The organism is Acinetobacter haemolyticus, from assembly GCF_003323815.1.
GTDB classification, from domain to species: domain Bacteria; phylum Pseudomonadota; class Gammaproteobacteria; order Pseudomonadales; family Moraxellaceae; genus Acinetobacter; species Acinetobacter haemolyticus.
Genome location: NZ_CP030880.1, coordinates 647,895 through 664,317 on the forward strand (window position 1 = coordinate 647,895; position 16,423 = coordinate 664,317).

Sequence of the window (16,423 nt, forward strand, 5' to 3'; positions counted from 1 at the left end):
TTATAATTTGCAGAGAAATGTTCAAAACCTATGCAGTATAGTAAAAAAAAACAGTGAAGAAAGTGTTTTACATCGCTTAAGCTAGACTGAACAGTTCTTAGCAACTGGTTAAGCGTTCGGGGGTAAGATGTCCCATTTGGCTTAATTTTATCCGTGTATGGTACTGCGGAGAGTTTGAGCAATAGAAAAAGCTGCCATTAGAACCCCGAGGTAAACCAGTATTACCCTGAAATGTGACTGAATTAATTCGTAGGGTACCCCTCCACTCTAATGTGCCATGTTTGTAATTTAATGGCAGGGCATACAATAACGTTTCCGAAGGATCGCGTTGTCGATTGTTATTTGTATCGATGAAACTGATGATGCCTTGATTCCAGTTATTCCCACAAGTTTGTAAATCATGACTTGCGCACAGGGTCACGTTTTTTTGATAGATTTGTGCGTCAGATTTGGATTTTTGTATGTGAATTGTGAGTGTTCTTTTGAGTTGTTTTGCTTCATTTGAGATTATAAGCTCCCTTAAATGAGGGATACCAAAAGTAACTAAAATTGCCAAAATCGCGACACAAGTGATCAATTCACTGATTGTGAATCCTAAATTCTTAAACATTTTTTTACCTATATAATGTTTCTGTAATTTTTTTATTAACAAAGTGTTAAGTAAAGATCATATTTATTAAATTAAGTTTAATATCTAGACAAACTAATGATTACTTCCTTCATCAAATGCTGCTAAAATCGAAGAAAGTGTACAATAAGCTATTCATTCTTTTACGCCGAATTAAAATTTACTGAACTACAACGGAAATTGTAAGAAAATTTGTCAATAATTTGCGAGGTTAAAGTTATCAAGCACTTGGAAATTTCATCAAGTGTTTGTATGATTCAAAGTGAAGTGAATAGCTTAAAAAAAATACTGTAGGGCAGACCCTGTTCGCAGTGGCCAAAAATCATAGGCTAAGCTTGAACAACAAACAATTGTTATCTCTGGAGGATATCCATGAAATTGAGTCGTATTGCACTTGCTATGCTTGTTGCTGCTCCTTTAGCTGCTGCTAACGCGGGCGTAACAATCACTCCATTATTGCTTGGTTACACATTCCAAGACACTAAACACAACAATGGTGATAAGCACTTAACTAACGGTGGCGAACTACAAGACGATTTATTCGTTGGTGCTGCTATTGGTGTTGAATTAACACCTTGGTTAGGTTTCGAAGTTGAATATAACCAAGTTAAAGGTGATGTTGACAGCGCTGCTGCTAACTCTGAATACAAGCAACAACAAATCAACGGTAACTTCTATGTTACTTCTGATTTGATCACTAAAAACTATGACAGCAAAATCAAGCCATATGTATTGTTAGGTGCTGGTCATTACAAATACTCGTTCACTGACGCTACTGATGTTCAGTTAGGTCGTACTGGTCGTGGTTTGAAAGAAGAAGGTACTCTAGGTAATGCTGGTATCGGTGCTTTCTGGCGCTTAAACGATGCTTTATCTCTTCGTACTGAAGCTCGTGGTACTTATAATATCGACGAAGACTTCTGGAACTACACAGCACTTGCTGGTTTAAACGTTGTTCTTGGTGGTCACTTGAAGCCTGCTGCTCCAGTAGTAGAAGTTGCTCCAGTTGAACCAACACCAGTTGCGCCACAGCCACAAGAGTTAACTGAAGACCTTAACATGGAACTTCGTGTATTCTTTGATACAAACAAATCAGACATCAAGCCACAGTACAAGTCTGAAATTGCAAAAGTAGCAGAGAAATTAGCTGAGTACCCGAATGCGACTGCTCGTATCGAAGGTCACACAGATAACACTGGTCCGCGTGCATTGAACGAACGTTTATCTTTAGCTCGTGCAAACTCTGTTAAATCAGCGCTTGTAAACGAATACAATGTTGATGCATCTCGTTTGTCTACTCAAGGTTTCGCTTGGGATCAACCGATTGCTGACAACAAAACTAAAGAAGGTCGTGCTATGAACCGTCGCGTATTCGCTGCGATTTCTGGTAGCCGTACTGTTTTAGTACAACCAGGTCAATAATTTCAAGTTATTGAAATGATCTGAAAAAAGCGACTCAATATGAGTCGCTTTTTTTATCTCAATTACATTTATCTCAAATTGATCTGATTACAATAAAAGTGAATGATTAGAATAATTATGTGTTTATATTGAATAAATCGTGTGAATTATTTAGTTCTATTGAGGGTATTTCGGGATTTTGTTAAGTTTTTGATTAAAAAGTGATAAACTCTCGCAGCTTTAATAACGATTGTCGAATTAGAGTTTGGTAGCTTTTGCAACGAGAAATAGAACTTTCAGAAAATTGTTGATTCAATACTTGTAAAATGAATCAGGTATTTTGTAAGATTCAACATAAATTGAGTGGCTGAAAAAGATTTAATAAAGCTATTTCTTGTATTCAAGACTATTAAAGTTTACAGGGCAAACATTTTGTTTTTAGGAAGATATTCATGAAATTGAGTCGTATTGCACTTGCTATGCTTGTTGCTGCTCCTTTCGCTGCTGCTAATGCAGGCGTAACAATCACTCCATTAATGCTTGGTTATACAATGTTTGATACTGAACATAATAACCGTGGTGATAAAGGTCAATTGACCCCAAGTCCAGAGCTTAAAGATGATTTATTCGTTGGTGCAGCTATTGGTGTTGAAGTAACACCTTGGTTAGGTGCTGAAGTTGAATATAGCCAAATCAAAGGTGATACAAGTACAAGTAACGACTATAAGGGTCGTAATATTGCTGGTAACTTCTACGCTACTTCTGATTTGATCACTAAAAATTATGACAGCAAAATCAAGCCATATGTATTGGCGGGTGCTGGTCATTACAAATATGAAGGTGATGATATATACGGCGGTAAGCAGGAAGGTACATTAGCAAATGCAGGTGGTGGTGTATTCTGGCGCTTAAATGATGCTTTATCTCTTCGTACTGAAGCTCGTGGTACATATCATTTTGATGAAAAGTTCTGGAACTACACAGCACTTGCTGGTTTAAACGTTGTTCTTGGTGGTCACTTGAAGCCAGCTACTCCAGTAGTAGAAGTTACTCCAGTTGAACCAACACCAGTTGCGCCACAACCACAAGAGTTAATTGAAGATCTTAACATGGAACTTCGTGTATTCTTTGATACAAACAAATCAGACATCAAGCCACAATTTAAGTCTGAAATTGCAAAAGTAGCAGAGAAATTAGCTGAGTACCCGAATGCGACTGCTCGTATTGAAGGTCACACTGATAACACTGGTCCGCGTGCATTGAACGAACGTCTATCTTTAGCTCGTGCAAACTCTGTTAAATCAGCGCTTGTAAACGAATACAATGTTGACGCATCTCGTTTGTCTACTCAAGGTTTCGCTTGGGATCAACCGATTGCTGACAATAACACTAAAGAGGGTCGTGCTATGAATCGTCGCGTATTCGCTGCGATTTCTGGTAGCCGTACTGTTTTAGTACAACCAGATCAACAAGCTCAATAATTGAGTTTTTGAACTGAAAAAAGCGACTCAATATGAGTCGCTTTTTTGATGGTTATTATGCTGTAAATATTCATTTTATCTCTCCTTATTCTAAAATTTAAATCGAAGTCTGGCTTAAGTTATCCTACCAAACACCTTTGTTGAGCTGCTGTTTGGCATGTTGGCGATCGCGGCGATGCTGTGCACGCGGCTTTTCAGTTTCATGAATTCCACCTTTTTTGAGCAAGGGTGACATAGCAACTGGATTGCGAACTTTGATTTGTGGCATTTTTTTAAGTTTCATATGATTATCCTTTTATACATAGAATTTGCTTGAGTGTATGTACGACTTCAATTAAATCAGATTGATTGGCCATGACCGCATCTATATCCTTGTAGGCACTAGGAATCTCATCGATGACACCTACATCTTTTCGACACTCAACACCTTGAGTTTGTTGAATAAGATCATCTTGGCTAAACAATAGCTTCGCTTTATTGCGACTCATTTTCCTTCCCGCGCCATGTGAGCACGAACAGAAAGATTCTGGATTGGCTTTCCCTCTAACAATATAGGAGCGAGCCCCCATTGAGCCTGGGATAATTCCGAGTTCATCTTGGCCTGCTCGAATTGCACCTTTACGCGTAATGAATAGGTCTTCACCAAAATGATTTTCCTGACTGATATAATTGTGATGACAATTGATCGCTTCTTTCGTCATCTGAAAGGCTGGTAGAAGAGGGCGGATCGCTTCTAATATCAGACGCATCATTTCACGACGATTTTCGAAAGCATAACTTTGTGCCCATTCCACAGCTTCAACATAATCATCAAAGCTATTTGAGCCTTGAGCAAAATAGCTCAAGTCCTTGTCAGGAACATGCCCAAAACGATGTTGCGCTTCTTTCTTGGCAAGCTCAATAAAATAGGTACCAATCACATTGCCCAAACCACGACTGCCAGAATGAAGCATGACCCAGACATCTTGATTTTGATCAAGGCAAAGTTCAATAAAGTGATTACCACCACCTAAAGTTCCCAATTGTTTTTGCCAAGTTGCGTCAAATTTTCTGAGCATTCGGACAAGACCCGGGTGTTTTTTAATGATAGGCTGCAAGCGTTTTTCCAATGGAATAATACTTGAGGCTTTCGCTTTAACCTGTTTGTGTAGCTCAAAACCTACAGGAACTTTGCGTTCTATCGCATGGCGTATCGGTGCAAGATTGTCAGGTAATTGATCAGCTTTTAGATTTAGGCGTATCGCATTCATGCCACAACCAATATCTACGCCAACTGCGGCAGGGATAATGGCATGTTTTGTCGGGATAACGCTGCCCACGGTCGCACCTTTACTGACATGTACATCAGGCATCACTGCAATATGCGAATAAACAAATTGAAGTTGTGCCATTTTCTTAAGTTGTTCAATGCTTTCCTGATCAATATCGCGAGTGAATATTTTCACTGGAACGCCATATTGAGCATCTGCATTAAGTATTTTTTGTATGCCCATAAGATTCTCTCTTATTTTATTTGGTGTCCGAATAGGCATAAAAAAACCTAGCGAATGCTAGGTTTAAGTAGACATTCGGACAAGTGAAGTTGATTTGCCACTTGTCCGTGAGTCGACAGCGTGCCAAATCTTAGTAAGTTGTTCCTTGTAATGTTGGCATGCGTGTCGTCCTCCTAAAATAAATGTTGCCGTTAAAATATGAGCAAAGATTCTACTCATATTTAAATTTTGGTCAAGTCTTATGTGGTTTATTCACCTGGTTTAACATTCATATCTTGATAAGCAATGAGCTTAGATTTGTGTTTCCATTTATAACCTAACCAGATGACCAAGAATAAAGGAATGCTAATATAGGTTGAGATAAGCCCAATCCAATCGATTTTTCCGCCCATTAAAGCTTGATAGTTTTGACCAAGAATAATAATTGAACATAGAATGAATGCAAACCACGGTGCAAATGGGAAGAATTTGGCACGATACGCGAGATCTTCAAGACGGTAACCTTGTGCTAAATAGCCTTTACGGAAACGATAGTGTGAGATCGCAATGCCTAACCAAACGATAAAGCCACACATCCCCGACATATTGAGTAACCAGTTGAAAACCTCTTGTTCACCAATAAACGTGGTTAAAAAGCACAATGCAGCGACTGCCGTAGTTGCATAAAGGGCATTCATAGGTACGCCACGCGGGTCAAGTTTAGCAAACCATTTCGGTGCACGCCCTTGTTTAGCCATATCAAACAGCATGCGTGTCGATGAGTACATGCCTGAGTTACCCGCAGATAATATCGCAGTTAAAATAACCGCATTCATGACACTCGCCGCAAAAGCAAAACCTGCTTTTTCATACAATAAAGTGAATGGTGACAGCGCAATATCTTTACTTTCCGCTGCGTGTAATAGCAGTGGGTTGTCATAACTAATCAATGTACCAATAATGAAAATACATAAGATATAGAACAACAGGATACGCCAGAAAATTTGTTTAATTGCAATCGGAATGGTTTTCTTCGGGTCTTTAGATTCGCCTGCTGCAACCCCAACCATTTCTGTGCCTTGGAATGAAAATCCTGCAATCATTGCCACACCAATCATGGCTTGTAGACCGCCAACAAAAGGTGCATCTCCTTTAGTCCAATTGCTAAAAGCGGAAACATCTGGAGTGAGCATGATCTTAACAATCATGAAAATACCAATAATGATAAAGATCACAATCGCAACAACTTTTGTCATTGAGAACCAAAATTCACTTTCACCAAAGCCTTTTACCGTGAGTGCATTAATTCCAAATATCACCGCGAGGAAAATGGCACTCCAGTAGAATCCAGGAAGATCGGGAAACCAAAATTTCATGATGAACTGTACTGCAACCAGCTCAAATGCAACTGTAATTGCCCAGTTGTACCAATAGTTCCAACCTAACGCAAAGCCAAATCCACTTTCCACATAACGGCTACCATAAGTGAAAAATGCTCCAGAAGTTGGTGTGTGTGTGGCAAGTTCGCCCAAACTGGTCATTAAAAAATAAATCATTAGACCAATTAAGGCATATGCCAATAATGCACCGCCTGGACCGGCACTAGCAATGGTTGAACCTGAAGCGAGAAATAAGCCTGTGCCTATAGAACCACCAATGGCGATCATATTGAGATGGCGGGCGCCAAGCTTACGCAGAAGCTGTTGGGGAGCAGATGTATCGCTCATAAAAAATCCTTAAACACTATAAGGGTCGGTTGACACTTTATAAATGAATTACGTTGTAGGCTGAAATATCAGCCGACCCTACTTGCACAGGCGAATAATACCTTGAAGCCTTGTTGATCTGCTTTCACCATACATTCTCCAAAGCTTTGTTCAATCAATGGAGGGTAATTTAAGAAACGATTCGCCACGATCCATAATTCACCTGAACGTTTCAAGTGCAATTTTGCTCGTCGACATAATGTTTCACTGGCATCGTAATCCGTATGAATCCCTTGATGAAAAGGTGGATTACTTACGATTGCATCTAAGTCTTTAGGCGCATCGGCAAAGCCTGTTACTGGCTGAAGATGTAAATGAGCCAAGTTCAGCCCATTACGTTGAAATGTCATCTCAGTCGACCGTAATGCAAATGCATCAACATCAAGCGCAAAAATATGTTGGTTTGGATGAAGCTTAGCTAAATACGCACTAATAATGCCTGCACCACAACCAAAGTCGGCAATCTTACCCGATTTTACCTGTGGAAGGTAAGGGACTAATACAGCCGTTCCAGTATCTAAATGATCTTGACTGAAAACCCCAGGTAGGGCACAGACCTCTAAACGATCTTCTCCCATATCCACAGTGTAGGTTTTTAACCAATGGTCAAGTGGTTTTAATTGTTCAGTTTTTTCAATTTGCATTTGCCATAATTGACAATGTCTAGCACTATCGAGTTTGAGTGTTTTTCCATAACTTTGTAATTGTTTGGCTGCACGTTCGATGCCCCCTTTTTTTTCACCCACTAGAAAAATACGTTGCCCTTGATTTAAGTGGCTCACAACAACATGCAATAGATAGTTGAGGAGTTCCTTGGATTTCGGAACGAAAATGATGACTTGATCAACCGTAATCTGAGGAAATTCAGTTGAGAAATACGAGTTAATTTGATGACCAACAAAACTTTGATGATCTGCATAATTCCAAGTCCATATCGAAGTTTGGACTTGACTCGGCATATTTTTACTCAGTTGATCATTCGGGGCATTAATCAACAAGACATGCCCATTTAAATAATCTTGTTGACGTAAGACAACTTCGCTACGTGGATCCATATTGATCTCTCATCAAAACAAAACCCAGTGGTCAAACTGGGTGTTTGCTATGGTTGGATGATTATTTGTGAGTTTCAGGTAAAACAAGATTTAAAACCAAAGCAGCAATACCGCCAGTTGCAACGCCTGAACTAAAAATATTTTTAAATAATTCAGGAAGGTGTTCTAGAATCTGCGGGACTTGAGCAACGCCTAAGCCAAGTGCTAGTGAGATCGCAATGATCAACAAAGCGCGGCGATCTAAGTGAATTCCTGACAAGATATTAATTCCAGAGGCTGCTACAGCGCCAAACATCACCATCACTGCACCGCCTAAGACAGCTTGAGGAACGGCTTGTATTACGGCCGCAACGGCAGGGAATAAGCCTAATAGGATCAGTAAGATTGCAATCCAGATGCCGACATAACGACTTGCTACGCCAGTGAGTTGAATAACGCCATTGTTTTGGGCAAAAACAGAACTAGGGAAGGTATTAAAAATACCAGCCAAGAATGAGTTAGCACCGTTCACCAATACGCCCCCTTTAATTCGTTGCATCCAAACAGGACCATCAACGGGTTGATTGGAAATTTTACTGGTCGCTGTTACATCGCCAATCGCTTCAAGCGATGTGACCAAATAAATAAATGCCATTGGAATAAATAAGCTCCATGAGAAGCTCAAACCAAAATGCATTGGGGTCGGAATTTGAATCAGAGGTGTTTCACCGAGGGCTGAAAAGTTTAAATGCCCCATAAATCCAGCAAGAATATAACCAATAATTAAGGCGATTAAAATTGCTGAACTTTTCACCCAAATAATGCGAATACGATTCAATAAAATAATGATGCCGAGTACGGTGCAAGACATGATTAGATTGTCCGCATTGGCAAAAGTATTGTCTTGCATGGCAGTATATCCACCGCCCATGCTAATCAGACCTTCTTTAATCAAGGTCAGACCAATTAACAGAACCACAATACCCGTAACCAAGGGCGTGATTAGTTTCTTTACCCAAGGTAAGATTCGAGAAACGCCCATTTCGATAAATGAACCTGCGATGACCACACCAAAAATTGCAGCCATTACTTGCTCAACCGGTGTACCTGCCGCGACCATCGCGCTACCAATACCAATGATTGGACCAATAAAATTAAAGCTTGTGCCCTGAACGATCAAAAGTCCTGCACCAAATGGTCCCACTTTTTTGCATTGTAAGAAGGTGGCAATCCCTGAGATAATCAAGGACATTGAAAGGATCATATTGGTATCTTCACGAGATACGCCTAAGGCTAAACAAATCAATAAGCCAGGGGTGACGATCGGTACCAGAATTGCTAAAAGGTGTTGTAAAGCGGCTAAAAATGCAACAAAAGGTTTCGGACGATCATTGAGTCCATAGACCAGATCTAACTGTTGCTGGGGTTGGGGATTCGACATGGGAGTATATAAAACAGGTAAGCATTAGTGGAATATTCTAATAGACTTAGCCTACTTTACCAACGATTCTGTAACGTTTCGTCAGAAAAAAAGTCGCATGTCAATAAACTGTCACTACTAAAGCGTAGTATTTTTCTGTATAATTTGCCCTCAAATTTTAAGCGTTTCGAATTCTATGTCTGATATTAAGAATCTCCGCAATATCGCAATTATTGCGCACGTCGACCACGGTAAAACCACGCTTGTCGATAAATTACTTCAACAATCTGGTGCACTCGGCGAACGCGCGGGTGAGATTGAGCGTGTCATGGACTCGAATGCGCTTGAAAGTGAACGTGGTATTACCATTCTTGCTAAAAACACTGCGATCAAATGGTTAGATAAGCGTACTGATACTGAATACCGGATCAACATCGTGGATACCCCGGGACACGCAGACTTCGGTGGCGAAGTTGAACGTGTAATGTCGATGGTTGACTGTGTATTGCTTCTTGTTGACTCTCAAGAAGGTCCAATGCCACAAACTCGCTTCGTAACACAAAAAGCATTTGCTCGTGGTTTGAAGCCAATCGTGATTATTAACAAAGTTGACAAGCCAAGCGCTCGTTGTGACTGGGTTATTGATCAAGTATTCGACTTATTTGATAACTTAGGTGCATCTGATGAGCAATTGGACTTCCCAGTTGTTTATGCTTCTGGTCTTCGTGGTGTGGCCGGTCCATCACCAGAGGAATTAGCGGATGATATGACACCGTTGTTTGAAACGATTGTTGATATCGTAGAACCACCAGCAGTTGATGTTGATGGTCCGTTCCAAATGCAGATTTCTTCACTTGACTATAACAGCTTCGTTGGTGTTATCGGTGTTGGTCGTATTCAACGTGGTTCTGTAAAATTGAACACTCAAGTAACCGTAATTGATAAAGAAGGTAAGACACGTAATGGTCGTATCTTAAAAATCATGGGTTATCACGGTTTAGAGCGCGTTGATGTTGAATCTGCTTCTGCTGGTGATATCGTTTGTATCACAGGTATTGATGCATTAAATATTTCTGACACGATTTGTGATCCGAAAAATGTTGAAGCATTACCTGCATTGTCTGTAGATGAACCTACAGTTTCGATGACGTTCCAAGTGAACAACTCACCGTTTGCTGGTAAAGAAGGTAAATTCGTTACTTCACGTAATATCCGTGAGCGTCTTGATCGTGAATTGATTCACAACGTTGCATTACGTGTTGAAGATACTGACAGTCCAGACCGTTTTAAAGTTTCTGGTCGTGGTGAACTTCACCTTTCAGTATTGATTGAAAACATGCGTCGTGAAGGCTTTGAAATGGGCGTATCGCGTCCACAAGTGATCATGAAAGAAATCGATGGCGAAAAACAAGAGCCATATGAAAACGTAACTTTTGACGTTGAAGAACAGCATCAAGGTTCTGTAATGGAACAAATGGGCTTCCGTAAAGGCGAAATGACCAATATGGAAGTTGACGGTAAAGGTCGTATCCGTATTGAGGCAACTGTACCTTCACGTGGTTTGATTGGTTTCCGTTCTGAATTCTTAACCATGACTTCTGGTACAGGGATCATGACATCAAGCTTCTCGCATTACGGTCCAGCAAAAGCAGGTACTGTTGCGAAACGTCAAAATGGTGTGTTGATTTCTATGGTTCAAGGTACTTGCTTGGGCTATGCATTATTCACACTTCAAGACCGTGGTCGTTTATTCGCTAAGCCACAGCTTGAAGTATACGAAGGCATGATCATCGGTATTAACTCGCGTTCAGATGACATGGTTGTTAACCCAACCAAAGCGAAGCAGTTAACCAACGTTCGTGCATCAGGTACTGATGAAGCACTAACTTTAACACCTGCAATGGAATACACGCTAGAACAAGCGCTTGAATTCATTGAAGATGATGAGTTAGTTGAAGTAACACCGAAATCAATTCGTATTCGTAAGCGTTACTTGACTGAAAATGAACGTAAACGTAACCGTGATAAATAATTTTTCCTAAGTGGAAAGTGAAAAACCGCTAAATTGATTTGGCGGTTTTTTTATTGCATCATGAAAAGAGTGATTACATGCTTAAGTTCATATTTTTACTAAAATAAAATATGTTGTTAAAGTGTGAAATAACTTTCTTTTTTTGATAAAAATATTAAATTATCAACATTATGCTAACGATTTACACCTGTGTATTAAACAATCCCAAAACAGGCTGTATTCATTTTAATTCTGGAGCGTTATAGATGAGTATTATTCAAGAATTTAAAGAGTTTGCTGTCAAAGGCAATGTCATGGATCTCGCGATTGGTGTGATCATTGGTGGTGCTTTTGGCAAGATTATTGACTCTATGGTCAAAGATCTTCTGATGCCAATTATTTCATGGATTTTGGGTGGTGATGTAGATTACACCAATTGGTTTGTGGTGTTGGGAGATAATCCGAATAGTATTAGCAATCTTGCAGCAGCCCAAGAAGCTGGGTTAAATGTGTTTGCGTATGGTAATTTTATTACTGTATTGATTAATTTCTTATTATTGGCATGGGTGGTGTTCTTGTTAGTGAAAGTGATGAATCGTCTGCGTAAACAAGAAGAAGCAGCGCCAGCAGAACCTGCACCAACGCCAGAAGATGTTCAATTGCTTCGTGAAATTCGTGATGAGTTGAAAAAACAAGGATAACATCCGCAATAAAAAAACGGCATCAGAGTATGCCGTTTTTTATTGCCAATCAATTGGTCGCAGTAGCACATCCATTTTTTTTAATGCCTATGCTTACATAGAAAAATCCTGAATTTCATTCTAAGATACATCCGAATATTAAAGGGGGAGTGGAGAAATGAATCGTCTCTTTGTTTATGGAACCTTGTGTCCAAATCGAGAAAATGCCCATATTTTGGGTGCGATCGAAGGGGATTGGCAGCAAGCACGTGTGCATGGAACTGTTTACGTTTTAGATTGGGGGCCTGATAAAGGGTTGCCAGCGATCGTTCTTAATTCACAAGACCCATTTGTTGAGGGATACTTATTCAGTTCCGAAAAATTAGATGAAAATTGGAAAATGTTAGATGATTTTGAAGGATTTCAATATCAACGCGTACAGACGGAGGTGATTCTCACTTCAGGTGAATGCATAGATGCATGGACGTATGTGATGAAACTGAAACAAAACTAATTTGCTGACAAATTGAATTGATCTTTATAAGTTGAATGAGCTTAAAATAAGATTTAAGCTCATCTTGGATTATCTTAATTCATCCATCCGAAACCTAATTTCTAACAAGTGGAAACCGAATTGGCTTTTGATTGGACCATGTAAAAACGCGTTCCGCAACACTAAAAACCAGTTTATCTATCACAGGAACGAGTTCCTTTTTTGACTTCGCCGAGTTCACCACCGCGTTTGGCTGAGTTATAGGTCGAATATTGCTTCGCAATTTTTGAAAAATCAGCACCTAAATAAATGTGTTTTCAATTGCTGAACTATATTTTCTCTTTTGTTAAGAAATATCGAACTATGGTTGTTTGCAAGAGCTTAAAACAGCATCAATATACTTGAAAAATCATCTAATTGAGTGATTTATCTATCAGATCATTTCTATAAGAAAATGGATTATTTTTTTAATGTTATAATATTTCAAATTAAGTAATAAATTTTTTTTGTAACTTTGATTCATTTAAATCAAAGAAAGAAAATCTTTTGTGAGGTCATTCACATTAATAATTTATGTCATATCTAGACAATAAATGGCAGTCGCTGTTTAATTTTTAACTATTGATTGTGTACAGATTTTAAATGCAATTTAATTCAAGCAAATAAATAGAAGTGAACAGAGCTATGAATAATAAGGTGAAAGTTATCTTAAGTATTGTCATTGTGTTTGGTTTGGTGATTGCACTGGTTGTTTATTTTAAGCCAGCTAACGAAACATCAGTTTCGGTCAATATGTATCCAACAGAAACAACATCACAAAGTGCATCAAACGATAAAAATGCCTTCACAACTGAAGCAAGACATCCAACTCAGTTAGTTTCTAATGTTGAACAGGCTACCACAAACACTTCGGGTGACAATGAATTGGTTGATACTAAAAGTGATATGAGCATTCAACCGATTGATCCAGAAACCGATGTAGGCAACCAAATTATTGAACCAAATTGATCAACATAATTTGTTAAAACAAGCAAAAAAGGAAATATTTATGATTCACAAAAAAATTTTGTTAGCGATATGCTTGGGGTTTACTTTTGGAGTTAGCAATGCACAGGCGCAAATTTCACCGCAAGCTGCAAATGCACAATTGAGTAAAGCTGCTATACAAAAAATTCAACAGGGCAAAATTGATATTAACGCATTGTTAAAAAATACATCAAATGACTTGATTGTTGAATATTATAACAATGCTGATCAAAATTTGAATGCTGCACAGTTAAGAACGTATTTTCAGCAACAAAAACGAATAATATCCAATCAATTTGCACAACCAAATTCAGGTGTTCAGTTGTTGCGTGATTACAATGCCTTGCCGATTAGTTTTTATCGTATACAAAATCGTAATGCATTGGTGAGTTTATTAAATAACCCGAATGTCAAAGCGGTCTATCCTAACCGTGTATCCAAAGCCACATTGTCTCAGAGTTTAAACCAAATTGGTCAATCTGTAGCAAAAACGCAAGGCTTTACAGGGGCGGGTACAACAGTTGCAGTTTTAGATACCGGTGCGAATTATAGACATCCCGATCTAGGAAGCTGTACTGCACCAGGCACACCAGCTAGTTGTAGAGTCAGCTATGCACTTGATTTTGCCCCAGAAGATAACTCATTGGATGACAATGGTCATGGTTCAAATGTATCTTCAATTGTTGCTGGTGTTGCATCCGAGGCTAAGATTGTTGCTCTTGATGTATTTCGTGGCGCAAGTGCCTATGATAGCGATATTATTTCGGCTTTAAACTGGGTGGCGAATCAAGCGGAAACTCTCAATATCAAATCGGCTAACTTGAGTTTGGGTAATTCAACAAGATATTCATCAACTTGTACTTCTTCATCGTTGACTAATTCATTCCAAAAGTTACGTAATGTGGGCGTAATCCCTGTGGTTGCTTCTGGTAATGATGCTTATACCAATGGTATCTCATATCCAGCATGCACAGCTGGTGCAGTCAGTGTTGGCGCTGTTTATGATGCGAATGTTGGAGGGCGGGGTTATCAAAATTGCTCAGATCAGTCGACCTATATGGATAAAGTGACTTGCTTCAGCAATAGTGCATCAAACTTAACCTTATTAGCACCAGGAGCACCGATTACAGCAGGGGGGTATACCCAAAGTGGTACATCCATGGCAGCTCCACATGTTGCGGGCGCAGTTGCTGTGTTACTTGCAAATAATGCCTTACCAAATGCTAGCTTAGATGACATTGTAAACCGTTTGAAAAATACAGGAACATTGGTGACCGATCATCGTACGAATCAACGTTTTCCACGCCTGAACTTGAGTGCAGCAGTTGATGGTTTAACATCTTCAACACCAACACCAACACCAACACCAACACCAACACCAACACCAACACCAACACCAACACCAACACCAACACCAACACCAACACCAAAGCAGGTGTGTACTAACTATTTCTTCTTTACGGTATGCCGATCTGTATAAATTGAATGAAGTAAAATAGTTGGATGAATGGCAGCTTATATATAATTAAGTTGCCATTTTTTATGGATTTTGGTGCAAATTTTAAAAGTTCTTTAAACTCACTTTGAAAGTGTCATCTCTTGAGGTAAAACTTCAATTGTTCTTTCGGCTAGCTGAGATTAAAACATTATGCAAGCCTGCGTGTTTTAGGATTGGTATTGGTTATTGACTCACATTCTAAATTTGATTTCGATCAAGTGGAAACCAAACTGACTTTTAATCGGGCCGTGTAAGACGCGCTCAGCAGCACTGAAAACCAGTTTATCTATCACAGGAACAAGCTGTCCTTTTTTGACTTCGCCTAACTCGCCACCACGTTTGGATGAATTACAGGTTGAATATTGCTTTGCAATTTTTGAAAAATCAGCACCAGAATGGATACGTTTTTTCAACTGTTCAGCCATGTCTTTATCTTTGACTAAGATATGTCGAACAATAGCAGTTTTCATGCGTTGTTCTCCTTTTTTAAAACTATGCTTTTTTCAATTTCGATGGTTGGCATTGTGGACAAAACACACTTGCTCTTTGACCAAGTTTCAGATTCTCTAATGTGGTCTCACAGTTGACACACATTTCACCAGCGCGACCATAAGCCAATAGGGTTTGTTGGAAATAACCATTTTCACCCATTGCATTGCTATAATCACGCAAAGTTGAACCACCTAAGTCGATTGCTTGTTTCAAGATCCGTTTCACTTCAATCACTAGCTTTTCCACTTGTGCCTTCGTTAAGGTGCTAGCAGGTTGTGCTGGATGAACGCCAATGTTAAACAAGCTTTCGGTTGCATAAATATTGCCAACGCCAACCACCACATGATTATCCATTAAAGCAATTTTAATGCCGACATTCTTTTTTTGTAATTTTTCTAAAAGATACCTAGCGTTGAAATCCTCAGAGAGTGGCTCAGGTCCAAGAGTGTCAATCAGTTTGCTTTGGTTTGTCTGATCTAGCCAAAGAATACATCCAAAACGTCGAGGATCGTGATAGCGAAGTTGCTGATCTTCAAAGTCAATGATGAGGTGATCATGTTTTCTCAAAGCATCATTCGGTTCACATAAACGAAAACTTCCTGACATGCCGAGATGCCATAGCATTTGATCTTGTTCAAATTCAGCCAATATATATTTAGACCGACGTTTAAGAGCTGTTAAGCGTTGTCCCACTAACTTTTCAAGATTATCAGGAATGGGCCATCGGAGACTGGCATTCAATACCTTAACCGATTGAACACGTTGTGTGAGTAGCGGCAATAGACTGGTTTTCGTAGTTTCAACTTCAGGAAGTTCAGGCATAAAAAGCTCAAGTTGTTTCAACAACAATACAATGAGGGTAAATGTTTCACTTACAATTATGAGGGTATTTAACTTTATTTGCCAATGTCGATCAGTAACAAGATTGATGATTGTGGCTAAAGTTAATGATGTAAGACAAATATAAAATAATCAAATGCTTACTTTAAAAATCCTGTTTGAATTTTTGAGAAATAAGGAA

At 39.2% G+C, this 16,423-nt stretch carries 15 protein-coding genes and 1 pseudogene; 7 read left to right on the forward strand and 9 right to left on the reverse strand.

What is annotated here, in order from left to right:
• Positions 1 to 97: 97 nt before the first annotated feature.
• Positions 98 to 610 (reverse strand): GspH/FimT family pseudopilin, encoded by a 513-nt coding sequence (locus DS737_RS03060; protein WP_005083237.1) that lies wholly within the window; start codon positions 608 to 610, stop codon positions 98 to 100.
• 390 nt (positions 611 to 1,000) lie between these two features.
• Here DS737_RS03060 and omp38 (DS737_RS03065) point away from each other — a divergent pair, with 390 nt between their 5' ends.
• Positions 1,001 to 2,050: an outer membrane protein Omp38 gene (gene omp38, locus DS737_RS03065; RefSeq protein ID WP_017396692.1), complete on the forward strand. Its 1,050-nt coding sequence runs from the start codon at positions 1,001 to 1,003 to the stop codon at positions 2,048 to 2,050.
• Between the two features lie 431 nt (positions 2,051 to 2,481).
• A complete protein-coding gene (omp38, locus tag DS737_RS03070) occupies positions 2,482 to 3,510 on the forward strand; it encodes an outer membrane protein Omp38 (RefSeq protein ID WP_113996734.1) in 1,029 nt (342 codons plus the stop codon).
• Between the two features lie 124 nt (positions 3,511 to 3,634).
• Here the strand turns inward: omp38 (DS737_RS03070) and DS737_RS16030 are convergent, their stop codons facing one another.
• The 5 genes from DS737_RS16030 to DS737_RS03090 form a co-directional block, all read right to left on the reverse strand.
• Positions 3,635 to 3,793, reverse strand: a complete 159-nt coding sequence (locus DS737_RS16030) for a hypothetical protein (protein ID WP_005083233.1) — start codon at positions 3,791 to 3,793, stop codon at positions 3,635 to 3,637.
• 4 nt (positions 3,794 to 3,797) lie between these two features.
• A complete protein-coding gene (locus tag DS737_RS03075; RefSeq protein WP_113996735.1) occupies positions 3,798 to 5,003 on the reverse strand; it encodes an RtcB family protein in 1,206 nt (401 codons plus the stop codon).
• A 248-nt stretch (positions 5,004 to 5,251) separates the two neighbouring features.
• On the reverse strand, positions 5,252 to 6,709 hold the full coding sequence (locus tag DS737_RS03080; protein WP_004640663.1) for an amino acid permease: 1,458 nt from the start codon (positions 6,707 to 6,709) through the stop codon (positions 5,252 to 5,254).
• 68 nt (positions 6,710 to 6,777) lie between these two features.
• Entirely contained in the window at positions 6,778 to 7,803 is a 1,026-nt protein-coding gene (locus DS737_RS03085) for a methyltransferase (RefSeq protein WP_005083230.1), read from the reverse strand.
• A 61-nt stretch (positions 7,804 to 7,864) separates the two neighbouring features.
• Positions 7,865 to 9,223: a uracil-xanthine permease family protein gene (locus DS737_RS03090; RefSeq protein ID WP_005083229.1), complete on the reverse strand. Its 1,359-nt coding sequence runs from the start codon at positions 9,221 to 9,223 to the stop codon at positions 7,865 to 7,867.
• A 175-nt stretch (positions 9,224 to 9,398) separates the two neighbouring features.
• Here DS737_RS03090 and typA point away from each other — a divergent pair, with 175 nt between their 5' ends.
• From typA to DS737_RS03105, 3 genes are all read left to right on the forward strand, one after another.
• Positions 9,399 to 11,234, forward strand: a complete 1,836-nt coding sequence (typA, locus tag DS737_RS03095) for a translational GTPase TypA (RefSeq protein WP_113996736.1) — start codon at positions 9,399 to 9,401, stop codon at positions 11,232 to 11,234.
• Positions 11,235 to 11,479: 245 nt separating this feature from the next.
• On the forward strand, positions 11,480 to 11,914 hold the full coding sequence (gene mscL / locus DS737_RS03100; protein WP_004640655.1) for a large conductance mechanosensitive channel protein MscL: 435 nt from the start codon (positions 11,480 to 11,482) through the stop codon (positions 11,912 to 11,914).
• 157 nt (positions 11,915 to 12,071) lie between these two features.
• Positions 12,072 to 12,407, forward strand: coding sequence for a gamma-glutamylcyclotransferase family protein (locus DS737_RS03105; protein WP_113996737.1), 336 nt, complete (start codon positions 12,072 to 12,074; stop codon positions 12,405 to 12,407).
• A gap of 69 nt (positions 12,408 to 12,476) precedes the next feature.
• On the opposite strand, the pseudogene DS737_RS03110 reads toward DS737_RS03105, so the two are convergent.
• Positions 12,477 to 12,763: pseudogene (locus DS737_RS03110) on the reverse strand (peptidylprolyl isomerase).
• Positions 12,764 to 13,082: 319 nt separating this feature from the next.
• Between DS737_RS03110 and DS737_RS03115 the strand changes: the two are divergent.
• Together DS737_RS03115 and DS737_RS03120 are read left to right on the forward strand one after the other, a co-directional pair.
• Positions 13,083 to 13,394 carry a hypothetical protein gene (locus DS737_RS03115; RefSeq protein WP_228206840.1) on the forward strand — a complete coding sequence of 104 codons (312 nt, stop codon included), beginning with the start codon at positions 13,083 to 13,085 and terminating at the stop codon, positions 13,392 to 13,394.
• Positions 13,395 to 13,437: 43 nt separating this feature from the next.
• Positions 13,438 to 14,892, forward strand: coding sequence for a S8 family peptidase (locus tag DS737_RS03120; RefSeq protein WP_456049162.1), 1,455 nt, complete (start codon positions 13,438 to 13,440; stop codon positions 14,890 to 14,892).
• A gap of 209 nt (positions 14,893 to 15,101) precedes the next feature.
• On the opposite strand, the gene DS737_RS03125 is transcribed toward DS737_RS03120, so the two are convergent.
• Together DS737_RS03125 and mutM are read right to left on the reverse strand one after the other, a co-directional pair.
• Positions 15,102 to 15,380: a peptidylprolyl isomerase gene (locus tag DS737_RS03125; RefSeq protein WP_113996739.1), complete on the reverse strand. Its 279-nt coding sequence runs from the start codon at positions 15,378 to 15,380 to the stop codon at positions 15,102 to 15,104.
• 22 nt (positions 15,381 to 15,402) lie between these two features.
• Entirely contained in the window at positions 15,403 to 16,224 is an 822-nt protein-coding gene (gene mutM, locus DS737_RS03130; RefSeq protein WP_113996740.1) for a bifunctional DNA-formamidopyrimidine glycosylase/DNA-(apurinic or apyrimidinic site) lyase, read from the reverse strand.
• Between the last annotated feature and the right edge of the window lie 199 nt (positions 16,225 to 16,423).

Coding starts and splice junctions, on each gene's coding strand:
- mutM (WP_113996740.1), bottom strand. CDS start 16,224: ATGCCTGAACTTCCTGAAGTTGAAACTACGAAAACCAGTCTATTGCCG.
- DS737_RS03075 (WP_113996735.1), bottom strand. CDS start 5,003: ATGGGCATACAAAAAATACTTAATGCAGATGCTCAATATGGCGTTCCA.
- typA (WP_113996736.1), top strand. CDS start 9,399: ATGTCTGATATTAAGAATCTCCGCAATATCGCAATTATTGCGCACGTC.
- DS737_RS03060 (WP_005083237.1), bottom strand. CDS start 610: ATGTTTAAGAATTTAGGATTCACAATCAGTGAATTGATCACTTGTGTC.
- DS737_RS03085 (WP_005083230.1), bottom strand. CDS start 7,803: ATGGATCCACGTAGCGAAGTTGTCTTACGTCAACAAGATTATTTAAAT.
- DS737_RS03105 (WP_113996737.1), top strand. CDS start 12,072: ATGAATCGTCTCTTTGTTTATGGAACCTTGTGTCCAAATCGAGAAAAT.
- omp38 (WP_017396692.1), top strand. CDS start 1,001: ATGAAATTGAGTCGTATTGCACTTGCTATGCTTGTTGCTGCTCCTTTA.
- DS737_RS16030 (WP_005083233.1), bottom strand. CDS start 3,793: ATGAAACTTAAAAAAATGCCACAAATCAAAGTTCGCAATCCAGTTGCT.
- mscL (WP_004640655.1), top strand. CDS start 11,480: ATGAGTATTATTCAAGAATTTAAAGAGTTTGCTGTCAAAGGCAATGTC.
- DS737_RS03080 (WP_004640663.1), bottom strand. CDS start 6,709: ATGAGCGATACATCTGCTCCCCAACAGCTTCTGCGTAAGCTTGGCGCC.
- DS737_RS03125 (WP_113996739.1), bottom strand. CDS start 15,380: ATGAAAACTGCTATTGTTCGACATATCTTAGTCAAAGATAAAGACATG.
- omp38 (WP_113996734.1), top strand. CDS start 2,482: ATGAAATTGAGTCGTATTGCACTTGCTATGCTTGTTGCTGCTCCTTTC.
- DS737_RS03090 (WP_005083229.1), bottom strand. CDS start 9,223: ATGTCGAATCCCCAACCCCAGCAACAGTTAGATCTGGTCTATGGACTC.